General features: G+C 40.7%; 12 protein-coding genes. 2 read left to right on the plus strand and 10 right to left on the minus strand.

Translation table 11 applies throughout. The features are described 5' to 3' along the window. Positions 1–6: 6 nt before the first annotated feature. From A923_RS0120030 to rplU, 5 genes are all read right to left on the minus strand, one after another. Positions 7–351, minus strand: coding sequence for an ArsR/SmtB family transcription factor (locus tag A923_RS0120030; protein ID WP_017223478.1), 345 nt, complete (start codon positions 349–351; stop codon positions 7–9). 173 nt (positions 352–524) lie between these two features. Then, positions 525–1,874 (minus strand): NCS2 family permease, encoded by a 1,350-nt coding sequence (locus tag A923_RS0120035; RefSeq protein WP_017223479.1) that lies wholly within the window; start codon positions 1,872–1,874, stop codon positions 525–527. A 416-nt stretch (positions 1,875–2,290) separates the two neighbouring features. Further along, positions 2,291–3,472 carry an Obg family GTPase CgtA gene (gene cgtA / locus A923_RS0120040; RefSeq protein ID WP_017223480.1) on the minus strand — a complete coding sequence of 394 codons (1,182 nt, stop codon included), beginning with the start codon at positions 3,470–3,472 and terminating at the stop codon, positions 2,291–2,293. A 276-nt stretch (positions 3,473–3,748) separates the two neighbouring features. Further along, positions 3,749–4,006: a 50S ribosomal protein L27 gene (rpmA, locus tag A923_RS0120045; protein ID WP_006034530.1), complete on the minus strand. Its 258-nt coding sequence runs from the start codon at positions 4,004–4,006 to the stop codon at positions 3,749–3,751. Between the two features lie 16 nt (positions 4,007–4,022). Continuing rightward, positions 4,023–4,331 (minus strand): 50S ribosomal protein L21, encoded by a 309-nt coding sequence (gene rplU, locus A923_RS0120050; RefSeq protein ID WP_017223481.1) that lies wholly within the window; start codon positions 4,329–4,331, stop codon positions 4,023–4,025. A gap of 322 nt (positions 4,332–4,653) precedes the next feature. Here rplU and ispB point away from each other — a divergent pair, with 322 nt between their 5' ends. Next, on the plus strand, positions 4,654–5,625 hold the full coding sequence (gene ispB, locus A923_RS0120055; RefSeq protein ID WP_017223482.1) for an octaprenyl diphosphate synthase: 972 nt from the start codon (positions 4,654–4,656) through the stop codon (positions 5,623–5,625). Positions 5,626–5,849: 224 nt separating this feature from the next. Here ispB and A923_RS0120060 read toward each other — a convergent pair whose 3' ends face one another. The 5 genes from A923_RS0120060 to A923_RS0120080 form a co-directional block, all read right to left on the minus strand. After that, the gene (locus A923_RS0120060) at positions 5,850–7,148 is read right to left on the minus strand and encodes an adenylosuccinate synthase (protein ID WP_017223483.1); all 1,299 of its coding nucleotides are present in this window, start codon (positions 7,146–7,148) and stop codon (positions 5,850–5,852) included. Between the two features lie 150 nt (positions 7,149–7,298). Further along, on the minus strand, positions 7,299–7,481 hold the full coding sequence (locus A923_RS0120065; RefSeq protein ID WP_017223484.1) for a DUF2065 domain-containing protein: 183 nt from the start codon (positions 7,479–7,481) through the stop codon (positions 7,299–7,301). A 122-nt stretch (positions 7,482–7,603) separates the two neighbouring features. Beyond that, positions 7,604–8,929 (minus strand): branched-chain amino acid transport system II carrier protein, encoded by a 1,326-nt coding sequence (gene brnQ, locus A923_RS0120070; RefSeq protein WP_017223485.1) that lies wholly within the window; start codon positions 8,927–8,929, stop codon positions 7,604–7,606. Between the two features lie 226 nt (positions 8,930–9,155). Continuing rightward, entirely contained in the window at positions 9,156–9,899 is a 744-nt protein-coding gene (locus A923_RS0120075) for a tRNA1(Val) (adenine(37)-N6)-methyltransferase (RefSeq protein ID WP_017223486.1), read from the minus strand. Between the two features lie 49 nt (positions 9,900–9,948). Beyond that, positions 9,949–10,914, minus strand: coding sequence for an inverse autotransporter beta domain-containing protein (locus A923_RS0120080; RefSeq protein WP_017223487.1), 966 nt, complete (start codon positions 10,912–10,914; stop codon positions 9,949–9,951). 332 nt (positions 10,915–11,246) lie between these two features. Between A923_RS0120080 and srmB the strand changes: the two genes are divergently transcribed. Further along, positions 11,247–12,509, plus strand: a complete 1,263-nt coding sequence (srmB, locus tag A923_RS0120090) for an ATP-dependent RNA helicase SrmB (protein ID WP_017223489.1) — start codon at positions 11,247–11,249, stop codon at positions 12,507–12,509. The last annotated feature ends 191 nt before the right edge of the window (positions 12,510–12,700 follow it).

Here is a 12,700-nt window from a genome sequence, read left to right on the forward strand (position 1 = left end):
AGGTAATTAATGCTCAGTAACGTGGCACGCAAGATCATGTACAACGTGACGGATATGGTGATCATCAAGTCGATAGAGTATTTGTTTACCTTGACGTTCAGAACGTAAAATACGTGCTTCACGTAAATGACGTAAATGATGACTGGTTAATGATTGTGACATACCAGACACGGCTGATAATTCAGACACAGCAACAGGCCCGGCCATGCAAGCAAGCACTAAACGAATACGCCCTTCATCACCCAATAAGTGAAACAAATGCGCTAGTGAGGCAATATGCTTATCATCCAACGCTGGCAGTTCTGCACTACATTGCGGCTCTGGGCAACATTGAGATTCTAATTTTGGCATTATGCCTCGCTTATAATTATTTGAAGTAATTGAAAGTGTAACACTTGAGATGATAGGGGCAAGATCAAAAATGCCAGCATCATACGACCTAATGGCACGTAATCAGCTGGCATTTTTTAACATCAAGGTGACGCTTATCTTAGTTGCATCACATTGGCGGTATTATATTCAAACTAGATGAATGCAAGTTTCGCAATGAATACCACTGCAAGTACGTTCATACCTAATGATACATCAGCAGAACGACCAGTAGCATGCTTAATAATAGCAAATGATAGGAAGCCTAAGATAATACCATCAGCAATTGAATACGTTAACGGCATCATGATTGCTGTGATTGCAGCTGGAACGTAGTCAGTGAATTCATCCCAGTTAACTTTATTCAAGCTACCAACCATTAAGAAAGCAACATAGATTAATGCGCCCGCAGTTGCATAGCTTGGTACAATCTGTGCTATCGGAGCAAAGAACATCGCCGCTAAGAACAGCAGACCAACAACAACGGCAGTTAAACCGGTACGGCCACCTTCAGCAATACCCGCATTACTTTCAACGTATGTTGTTACTGGTGGGCAACCAATCATCGCGCCAGCAACACTGGCAACACTGTCTGCTGTTAATGCTTTGTTTAGATTTTCAATTTTGCCGTCTTTATTGTACATGCCAGCTTTGTCAGCCACGCCGATCATAGTACCAGCGGTATCAAACATGTTAACAAATAGGAATGCTAGGATAACACTCACCATAGATACATCTAACGCACCCATCACATCCATTTGCATGAATGTTTTTGATAAGCCAGTCGGTAATGATACCACTTGCTCAGGCAAGCTCACTAAGCCCATAACCGCACTGATTACAGTAACTGTGATAATACCAATGAGTACCGCACCGAATATTTTACGGGTTGCTAGGATTGCAATGATAAGGAAGCTTAACGAGCCTAAAATGACTTTAGGGTCGTGGAAGTTACCTAACGTCACTAACGTTGCAGGGCTAGCAGTAATAATACCTGCTGCTTTTAAACCGATAATACCTAAGAATAGACCAACACCTGCTGTCATGGCATAGCGTAAACTATGCGGAATACTGTCGATGATCCAGCCGCGTAATTTGGTCACACTCATGATAACGAATATGATACTTGAAATGAATACTGCACCTAATGCAACCTGCCAAGAATATTCCATGCCTTTCACTACTGCGAAAGTAAAGAATGCATTCAGACCCATACCTGGTGCTAGACCGACAGGCCAGTTCGCATAAAGGCCCATGAAGATACAACCAATTGCAGCACTTAATGCTGTAGCAACGAATACTGCTTGGTAATCCATACCCGCAATAGACATAATATCGGGATTAACAAATAGGATGTAAGCCATGGTAACGAAAGTCGTTAAACCTGCCATTACTTCTGTTTTAATCGTGGTGTTATGTGCTTTTAGCTTGAACAACTTTTCCATCAAAGTTGCAAAAGCAGAGGTGTTTTTTGATTCAGAGGTAGACTGACTTGCGGTATTCATTAAGGTACTCACTTTTTATTTCGTTCATCTTGCTCACTGTATAACAGCGGTAGTCTGTAGTTATTGCGTTTTACTGCAATTAATAGATACAAACCAAGATGACTGGTTGTTTAATAAATGGCTGTCGCTTAGCGGAAAAGTGGAAAGTTCTAAGCTGACAATTATTAACTAACCGGGTTTAAATATAGGTAATTATTACCTGCTATATTCACGTGGTGAACGGGCGGGATTATCTGCTAATCAGCTTTAAATTGAAAGTTTTTTGTCTAAAAAGTACGTTTTTATGACCAAAAATAATAATCTATTGATAGGAATTAACTCAAGTGCCTGAAAGTACTCTTTTTGAGATAAAAAAATACCAGCCTAAAGCTGGTATTTTTAATAAAAATGATTATAAAATCACTTTTTAATGATGATTAGTCACGAGCATAGACAACGTGACCGTCATCTTCTTCTTCCCAATCATCCCAATCATCGTCGTCATCAGAATCTTCGATAACCGCATGATTAGCAATTTGGTCTTTATGGTATTCATCCCATAAGAAACCAACATCGCCGTCATCTTCAGTTGGCATCTCGATCTTCGGACGTGGCATAGTTTCAATCTGTTCCATCATAGCGCGAACAAGATCTTTCGTACCTACGCCACTTGAAGCAGACATAGTATAAACTTCGCCTTCCCAATTAATCGCTGCTACTACGCGTTTAATTGTTTCTTCAGCTTCGTCATCTAATACAAGATCGGTTTTGTTAAATACTAACCAACATGTTTTAGCTGCTAGTTTAGCGCTATATTTCTGTAGCTCACTAACAATGATTTTAGCATTTTCAGCTGGATCACTGATGTTCTCAGGTAATAGATCAACAATGTGAACCATTAAACGACAACGTTCTAAGTGACGTAAGAAACGAATACCTAGACCAGCACCATCAGAAGCACCTTCAATAAGACCAGGAATATCGGCAACCACGAAGCTACGCTCAGGGCTTGCACTTACTACACCTAGGTTAGGTACTAATGTTGTGAACGGGTAGTTAGCTACTTTTGGTTTCGCAGCAGAGATTGCGCGAATGAAAGTAGATTTACCTGCGTTTGGTAGACCTAATAGGCCAACGTCAGCAAGTAACATAAGTTCTAGGCGTAAGTTACGCACTTCACCTGGTGTACCTAATGTCTTTTGACGAGGTGCACGGTTTACACTACTTTTAAAACGCGTGTTACCAAGACCATGGAAGCCAGCTTTTGCCACCATTTGTCTGTGACCGTGCATAACAAGATCGGCAATAACCTCACCTGTATCGTCATCAGAAATACGCGTACCAACCGGTACACGTAAAGTGATATCTTCGCCACGTGCGCCAGTTTGATCTTTAGGACGACCATTCTCACCACGTTCAGCTTTATGGAAACGGACAAAACGAAAATCGACTAGCGTATTTAAGTTTTCATCAGCAATCATATATACATGACCACCGTCACCGCCATCACCACCGTCAGGGCCACCACGGGCTACATATTTTTCACGGCGGAAGCTTACACAACCACTGCCGCCATCTCCGGCTTCAACTTTGATTCGGGTTTCATCTACAAATTTCATTTCGCTATCGCTCCTACAAATTAGGAATGCAGTTAGTTGCACGGATTAACTAATCGCGTACTGACCTCATTTTCACTCGGTGAGTGAATTAATCAATCCGTGCAACTATCAACTTCTATGGAGTATCATGACTAACCAAGCTTAATCTGCTTGTATGGGTCAATATTCTCTCTCAATGTTCAATCTTTTATTCATTTTTATTGCTAACATTTATTTTAGCAATAAAAAAACCCCGCCATATAGGCGGGGTTTAAAAATTCTTAGTTTGCGCTGAAATTATTCAGCTACAATGCTAATGAACTTACGGTTTTGTGGTCCTTTAATTTCGAACTGCACTTTACCGCTAGCTTTAGCGAATAGAGTGTGGTCACGACCACAACCTACGTTTGTACCAGCGTGGAATTTAGTACCACGTTGACGAACTAGAATGTTACCCGCAAGAACTGATTCGCCACCAAAGCGTTTAACGCCTAAGCGTTTACTTTCTGAATCACGTCCGTTATTGGTACTACCACCAGCTTTCTTATGTGCCATCTTTTAGTACTCCTGATTAAGCGATTTTAGTAATCTTAACTTCTGTAAACCATTGACGGTGACCCATCTGTTTACGAGAGTGCTTACGACGACGGAAATAAATGATTTTAATTTTATCCGCACGACCATGAGATACCACTTCAGCAGTGATTTTTTTACCATCAAGGTAAGGTGCGCCAACTTCGATATTCTCGCCGTTAGCTACCATTAGTACTTCGTTAAATTCGATGTTTGAACCAGCTTCAACGTCTAGAAGTTCTAGACGAAGAGTTTGGCCTTCAACTACGCGGTGTTGTTTGCCACCGCTAAGGAAAACAGCATACATGTTTTCTGACTCCGATTCGTGTCTAGCATACCTTAGGTAGCGACACGTCATGATAATTTATAACAATGGCGCGAATTCTACTCAAAACTGTGCAGTTAGGCAAGCTGATTTTTAAAATAAATATAAATAATCGGGAAAGTAGTAAATCCAGACCGCTTTATCCTTTCGGCAATTCCAATTTAGTGTACAATTACGACATAAATTTGACGGGTATTTTATCTTATAGCGTACTATCAAGATAGGGCTAGCGATGAATATAGCTATTAATAGTCTTAAAATAATCGTCATACCACTTTATAAAGAAGCACGGAACTTATTACCCATGGACATTAAAGCCATTCAAGCGTTATCAAAACAAGATATGGACGCTGTCAATGAACTCATTTTAGCTCGACTGCAATCAGATGTTGCCCTCGTAAATCAAGTGGGTTATTACATTGTAAATGGTGGCGGTAAACGTATTCGTCCACTGATTGCGACATTAAGCGCTCGTGCTCTCGGTTATCAAGGTCAGCAACATGTCGATGTCGCTGCCATTATAGAATTCATTCATACTTCAACGTTATTACATGATGATGTTGTTGATGAATCAGACATGCGTCGCGGTCGCGACACTGCCAATGCGATGTTTGGTAATGCTGCAAGCGTATTAGTCGGTGATTTCCTTTATTCACGTTCTTTCCAGATGATGGCAAAACTGCATAACAGTAAAATCATCGATATTTTGTCCGATGCAACCAATGTGATTGCTGAAGGTGAGGTATTACAATTAATGAATTGTAATGATGCTGATACTGACGAAAAACGTTATATGGACGTTATCTATTACAAGACTGCCAAACTATTTGAAGCCGCCACACAACTTGCCGCGGTTATCTCAGAGCAGCCTGCAGACATCGAACAAGCGATGATTGATTATGGTGTCCATTTGGGCGCTGCATTCCAACTTATCGACGATGTGATGGATTACACTGCGGATGCCCAAGAAATGGGTAAAAACGTCGGTGATGACCTTGCAGAAGGTAAACCAACACTGCCATTAATTCATGCGATGGCTCACGGCACTGAAGCTGAAGCTTTAATGGTGCGTGAAGCTATCGAGAAAATGAATGGCATGGATAACCTAGATGCTATTCTGGCGATTCTTGAGCGCACTGGCTCACTGAACTATTGCTTTGATAAAGCCCAGCAAGAAGCAGATTTGGCGGTAGCGGCAATTGCGGTACTGCCGGAATCAGAATATAAGCAAGCGCTGATCTCATTGGCTTACATTGCAGCAAACAGAAACAGCTAGCTTTAGTGATAAATGGCCGTAATGAATTGTAGTAGCTCATTACGGTTACACCGCTAATAAAATAAAAGCCGCATGAGCAATCATGCGGCTTTTTTGTATCTGCATCCGGCATCAAATTAAAATAGCTAAATAACGAACTACACCAATAGTGGTTACGACAAGAATTACAGGTACAAAAAAGGCCGCATCTGCGACCTTTTACTTATCAGTTTAACCAAACAGACTTATAGGTCGTATGGGTTAACTAATACCATTGTTTCGTTACGATCAGGGCCAGTTGATACGATATGAATTGGCACGCCCGTAATTTCTTCAATACGCTTGATGTAAGCGATTGCAGCTTCTGGAAGTTGTTCTAGAGAAGTCGCGCCGTATGTTACGTCGTTCCAACCTGACATTTCTTCGTATACTGGTTTAACAAGTTCATAACCGTCAGCAGCCATAGGTGGCACGTCAAGAATTGAACCGTCTTGTTGCATGTAACCAGTACAGATTTTCAGCGTTTCTAAACCGTCTAATACATCTAGTTTAGTTAGGCAGAAACCTGTGATGCTGTTTAACTGAATTGCACGTTTCATTGCAACTGCGTCAAACCAACCACAACGACGCTCACGTCCAGTAGTTGCGCCAAATTCATGGCCTTTAGTACCTAGGTGATTACCGATTTCATCATCAAGTTCAGTTGGGAATGGACCAGAACCAACACGTGTAGTGTAAGCCTTAGTAATACCAAGAACGTAATCGATGTGACATGGACCAAAACCACTACCGGTAGCTACGCCACCTGCAGTTGTGTTTGATGATGTTACATACGGGTATGTACCATGATCGATATCTAGTAATGTACCTTGAGCACCTTCAAACATGATGTCATCACCGCGGCGACGTGCATCATCAAGAAGTGACGTCACGTCTACGATCATGTCTAGTAGGATAGGTGCAACTTCGTGCATCTGTGCTAGAACATCTTCGTAGCTTACTTCAGGTTCATTATAGTAATGCTGTAGTTGGAAGTTATGGTATTCCATTACTTCTTTCAATTTAACAGCAAACTGTTCCATGTTGAATAGATCGCCAACACGTAAACCACGACGCGCTACTTTATCTTCGTAAGCTGGACCGATACCACGACCAGTTGTACCAATAGCTTTTTTACCACGTGCTTTTTCACGGGCAGCATCTAGTGATACATGATAAGGCAGGATTAGTGGACACGCTTCACTGATAAGCATACGCTCACGAGCTGGGATGCCTCGATCTTCAAGCATTTTAACTTCAGTCATTAATGCATCTGGTGCCAATACTACACCGTTACCAATGATACATTTAACGTTTGAACGTAAAATACCAGATGGAATTAAGTGAAGAACTGTTTTTTCACCATTGATTACTAAAGTGTGACCAGCATTGTGACCACCTTGGTAGCGCACAACATATTTAGCTCTGTCAGTTAGTAGATCAACTACCTTACCTTTACCTTCGTCACCCCATTGAGTGCCGAGAATAACTACATTCTTTCCCATGATACCGTCGCGGTTGTTGGTTAAAGTAGGATTCTAGCAAAATTTAAATCAAAATGTTTAAAAAATTTGAGTTCTATCTCATTAAAATCGGAAAATATAACTTTACTTATTGTTCTGCTGTACAAAAAATTGTTCGGTTGTACAAAAAAATTACAACGTAAGCAATAATACGAGACCCGTTACGACAAGGCAACCGGCATATTTACGTACTTTGTCAGCAGGTTGCTGAGTAATGATCGTCAACATTTGTTGCCATTGTTTAGGCATTAACATCGGCATAATACCTTCAATGATAAATACGATCGCCAACGCTAACCACAATTCATTACCCATCAAACCACCTTATTATAGCGTCACATATTGTAAGCACCAAAAAAATCGCATAAAAAATCCGTTCTCTCAGGAACGGATTTTAAATTAGTTTAATCAGATCTCATTTAGAGCCTGTGTTTAAACTATTTAGCAGCTGCCGCATTCAAATTAGTTTGCGGACGCATTCCCACAATAGATACGATTATAGCAAGTGCTGTTGGTAATACCCAAGCTAAACCTTGCTCAAACAGTGGTAAGAAATCAAAACCACTCATCGCAAAACCAGCTACTTTCAGGCCATCTAATACACCAAACATGAATGCTACAACCATCACTAGGCGGAAGGCAAACTGTGGATTAGGGAAACGTTCTTGCAATAAAATCAGGGCAACAATCGCAATCGCAATCGGATATACCGCAAATAATACCGGTACAGATATGCTGATTAATTGTGATAGGCCAACATTCGCTACAATCGCACAAACGATGCAGTTAATAACAACCAACATTTTGTAAGACCATTGTGGTTTTAATTCATGGAAAAACTCTGCAACTGCACTTGCTAGGCCAACAGCCGTTGTTAAACAGGCTAATGTAACCACTGCCGCTAAGATGTACTGACCAGGCATACCGAATAATGCTTGCACATAAGTTGCTAAGATCATGCCGCCGTTGACATCAGCACCAGCAGCAATCAATGACTGACTCGTTGCGCCTAAGTAGAATAGTGAGATATAAACAAACGCCAGACCTGCTGCAGCGATAGAACCCGCCATGACTAAGTATTTAAATTGGCCAGCTTTGTCTGTTACGCCTTTGCTTTTAAGCACGTTGATAATCAACATACCAAACATCAATGACGCAAACGTATCCATGGTGTTATAACCTTCAAGGAAACCTTTGGTGAACGGACTATCTACATACGCTTCACGTGCGATGCCGATTTCACCTTGTGGCATCATAAATACCGCAATCGCTAATACGGTTAATAACACAATTAATGCCGGCGTTAAGATCTTACCGATGTTATCAATGAGCTTGCCTTGGCTTAGGGCAAAGTAGGCTGTAATAATGAAGAACACGACAGAATATAACGCCAGTGTCGTATCATTTGCAGCATCGCCTAGGAAAGGTTTAATACCCATCTCATAAGCAACAAGGCTGGTTCTTGGCGCTGCAAACGCAGGACCTATAATAATATAAATCGCCACTGCAATTGCGGTTGCCGCCATTGCAGGTAAGAAACGTGTCATGGTAATTAAACCACCACCGGCTTTTGCGACTGCGATTATGGTAATAAGGGGTAGACCAACTGCGGTAGCAAGGAAACCAAACATCGCCGGCATAAAGGATTGACCAGCAAGGTTACCCGCTAGTGGTGGGAAAATGATATTACCTGCGCCTAAAAAGAACGCAAATGTCATAAAGCCGATGGCTAAAACATCAGCTGTTTTTAATTTTATAGTCATTATACTCTCTACTTAAATAGTCTCTGCTAAGATATTGTTGTGTGTTCATTTATTCACTTCTTCCATGAAGCATGGCATGAGGAAATAGTTCCCTAGCCGGTGTAGCACAAAGTATTATAATTATATTCTTGTAAAGAATTTTGTATTGGCCACTCACCCATTAAAGACCGATACTAACAATCTGGTCATTAAGTGCAAGCGTAAATCCCAGTTCGACTTAGTGGAATTACATTTTCAAATAAAATGCTTTAGTGATTGACTGGTAATCATTGGAATAGCGACCGTCAGGATCATGAATAATAAGCACTTGTTTTTCCAAGCCCGCATCACCACGCTGGATACTCATGAGCATACGTTTGTAAGGTTTTTTAGGGGTAGTTTTTATGTTTAAGCAGGTTATGCCCAAATTACCTAATTGTTGGCAATAAGTAGCAAGCTCACAACCCGACTCATAAGGCAGTACTAACGCAATGCGGCCATTAGGCGCTAACAATTGCAACGCACAATCGACCAGCTCTTGATGTGTGAGACTGCCAGTATGCCTTGCAGTTTGTCTTGCATCATCAGTAAATGCTTGACCATGCACAAAATAAGGTGGATTAGAGACAATCAGCTCAAATTTAGCAGGTTCTGCTTTAGCACTTTTAGTTAGCACCTGCAGAGCAACATGTTTAACTGCGATCGAAGATGACCATGGTGAATTATCTATATTCTGTTTGGCTTGCTGACACGCAGATGCATCAATATCAATCGCTACAACTTGTATATTACCCTGACAGCGCTGCGCCAACATCAAGCTGATAAGACCAGAACCAGTGCCAATATCTAATACCCTTAATGGCGCTGAAGATGTTGTTTTCACATCTGCCCAACCGCCGAGTAAAATACCATCGGTGCCAACTTTCATAGCACAATCTGCATGTGAAACATGAAACTGTTTAAAACTAAAACCATTATTTTTATCGTTCACAGACTACTCTTTATTCGCTAACATAACGACTCGATGTCGCATCTTGCTATTACTCACCAGTGCGCGCCAGTACTTTAGAACGTGAGAATGGGATCATGTTATGCAAAGAAAAATCATTATCTACAATCCACTCAAGTTGTTCATTTAATGGTCTCCATGGATCAAAATTGAAATAAAGATACACACCATAGCCAAAGTCATGGTCTTTCACTTTGGTGGCTTCAACACCAAATTGTAATAACGGTATAGGGGTATAATCTAAACCCGCCGTCAGCTTGTGACTGTTATCAGTCGGGTCATAATTATCATTGATTTGAACATTATCACCAACAAAGTACTCGAGTGAACTATGGAATTGTACCGTCGGCGTGATAGCCCCTTCTGCACGTATGTCCATACTCGTTACCAGGTCATCGACTTCATCTGTACCAGATAAAGGAAAATAAATGTTGGATGATAAATTAAAAATGTAATCTGGGTCGTCATATTTAGTACCAACAGATAATCGCTGACTTCCTGAGTTTAATTCCACATCCAAAAAGGCATTTACACCGACACCAATTAGGCTGTCTTCGGGTAAAATACCAATGCCATTCGTAATCAGGATATCGTCATTTTTGTAATCTATATTTGCTTGCCATACCAAATCTTCGGTAAAAACATTATCGAGTACATAATCAAATCCAGGGTTATTCTCGAAAGAGCTACCCTGACGGTCATAATCTTCATAGTTACTGTGCAGTTTTAAACCAAAGCTGAGATTAGAATACAGCGGTGTTAAAAATTCAACAGGTTCAAATCCAGGTTCTTGCGGCTCTTCGACAACAGGCTGCGGCTTTTGCTTTTCTTCACCGCCAAGGTGGCCGCGCTGGCTCCCCCAATACCCATCATTGGAGATTTCACCTTCATTCTCAGAGTAATACTTATCTTCTGCGGCATAAACCGAAGCAGATAATGACAACAATAATGTAACACAAGACAATAACGTCGTAGGAAGTAGACCACGTGAGCGCATGAAGTAACGAACCTTAACACTTAAAAGTGAATAATAAATAACGCCGCTAAGATAACAAAAATATTGCCATCAAGCGAATCAATATAAGCAATGACTAGAACGATTAAAGGCACATTCTACCACCTCTCTGAGCAACCCTTTATAACAATCATCGGACAAACTATCGACATTAGAATAGCTATTTTTCCCTGTTTGAGTAGAAAACCAATATCCTCTAGGCCTCATATCTGCCATAATGTCTGACTAACGATCAAAAATTTGACGTATCATTGTTTAAATACGGCAATTGATAGCCTCATTTTCCTTTTTAACCTCTTGTATACGGTAGTTTTATGGACTTCGAAAGTCTCGATCTAGACCATCAATTAATAGTCGCACTTACTGACAATAATCTTGTTCAACCAACAATGATTCAACAACAAGTATTGCCAACTGCCATGGATGGTAGAGATATCCTTGCATCTGCACCGACAGGTACAGGCAAAACGCTGGCGTTTTTATTACCAGCTTTTCAGCATCTGCTTGACTTTCCACGCCGTGAATTAGGCCCTGGACGCGTACTTATCTTGACGCCAACGCGAGAACTCGCAAGTCAAGTGTTCCAGCAAGCTAAAATGCTAGCAGCTTATACTGACCATAAAGTATCAATGATAACGGGTGGTGTTGATTATGCACTACACGCTGAAGTATTAAAAAACAGCCTTGATATTGTTATCGCAACACCAGGTCGTTTATTAGAATATATCCGTCGTGATGCATTTGAATGTGCAGCTGTTGAAGTACTTATTTTAGATGAAGCTGACCGTATGTTAGATATGGGTTTCTATGATGACGTGAAAAAAATCACTGAAGAAATGACTCGTCGTCATCAAACAATGCTATTTTCTGCGACGTTAGAAGGTCGTGGTATTGAGCGTTTTGCTGAAGAACTATTGAAAGAGCCAGCTGAATTTACAGCGAATCCTTCACGTAGAGAAAAAGCAAAGATTCATCAATTCATGCACCATGCTGATAGTCATGCACACAAACAAGCCTTGCTTGTGCATTGGTTACGTGACGAAAGCACAACGCGCTCTATTGTATTTGTAAAAACCCGTGAACGTCTTGCAGAGCTTGTTAGCTATCTGCAATCACAAGATATCCCTTGTGCATATTTACGTGGTGAAATGGATCAAGCGAAACGTACGCGTTCACTTAATCAATTTAAAAATGATAAAGTAAAAGTACTTGTTGCTACTGACGTCGCCGCTCGCGGTATTGATGTACAAGATGTAAGCCATGTATTTAACTTTGATTTACCACGTAGTGCTGAAATTTATGTTCACCGTATTGGTCGTACTGCACGTGCGGGTAAGAAAGGTACTGCGATTTCGTTGATTGAAGCACATGATCTACGTATCTTTGGTAAAATTGAACGTTATACCGAAGAAACAATTAAACGTCGTGTTATTCAAGATCTTAAGCCTACGCATAAAGTGACGGCTTCGAAGACGAAGAAGAAAGCGAAAGTCGCTGCAACTGGTAAAAATAAAGTATCAGCAAAAGCGAAGCTTAAAGCTAAAAAGCGTACTAAGAAGAATAAATCTAAAAAGTAAGTAGTCGTTCAAGTTACGATTAGTGAAATTAGTCAAAATCGAAAAGGCGTTAAATTTATTTAGCGCCTTTTTTGTATCTGAATTTTGATGATGTATGGCTAATACCTGATAAGCAGGATGAGGGAATTCGAAGATATTGCTGGCAGCAAGTTAAAAGCATATGCTTTATTAAATCGCAGATATAGAAAAGG

The sequence above is a fragment of the Moritella dasanensis ArB 0140 genome, from assembly GCF_000276805.1.
Lineage (GTDB): Bacteria > Pseudomonadota > Gammaproteobacteria > Enterobacterales > Moritellaceae > Moritella > Moritella dasanensis.

What these genes read in the sequence shown, in the direction of transcription:
- A923_RS0120030 (WP_017223478.1), bottom strand. Translation starts at nt 351, where the DNA reads ATGCCAAAATTAGAATCTCAATGTTGCCCAGAGCCGCAATGTAGTGCA.
- A923_RS0120035 (WP_017223479.1), bottom strand. Translation starts at nt 1,874, where the DNA reads ATGAATACCGCAAGTCAGTCTACCTCTGAATCAAAAAACACCTCTGCT.
- cgtA (WP_017223480.1), bottom strand. Translation starts at nt 3,472, where the DNA reads ATGAAATTTGTAGATGAAACCCGAATCAAAGTTGAAGCCGGAGATGGC.
- rpmA (WP_006034530.1), bottom strand. Translation starts at nt 4,006, where the DNA reads ATGGCACATAAGAAAGCTGGTGGTAGTACCAATAACGGACGTGATTCA.
- rplU (WP_017223481.1), bottom strand. Translation starts at nt 4,331, where the DNA reads ATGTATGCTGTTTTCCTTAGCGGTGGCAAACAACACCGCGTAGTTGAA.
- ispB (WP_017223482.1), top strand. Translation starts at nt 4,654, where the DNA reads ATGGACATTAAAGCCATTCAAGCGTTATCAAAACAAGATATGGACGCT.
- A923_RS0120060 (WP_017223483.1), bottom strand. Translation starts at nt 7,148, where the DNA reads ATGGGAAAGAATGTAGTTATTCTCGGCACTCAATGGGGTGACGAAGGT.
- A923_RS0120065 (WP_017223484.1), bottom strand. Translation starts at nt 7,481, where the DNA reads ATGGGTAATGAATTGTGGTTAGCGTTGGCGATCGTATTTATCATTGAA.
- brnQ (WP_017223485.1), bottom strand. Translation starts at nt 8,929, where the DNA reads ATGACTATAAAATTAAAAACAGCTGATGTTTTAGCCATCGGCTTTATG.
- A923_RS0120080 (WP_017223487.1), bottom strand. Translation starts at nt 10,914, where the DNA reads ATGCGCTCACGTGGTCTACTTCCTACGACGTTATTGTCTTGTGTTACA.
- srmB (WP_017223489.1), top strand. Translation starts at nt 11,247, where the DNA reads ATGGACTTCGAAAGTCTCGATCTAGACCATCAATTAATAGTCGCACTT.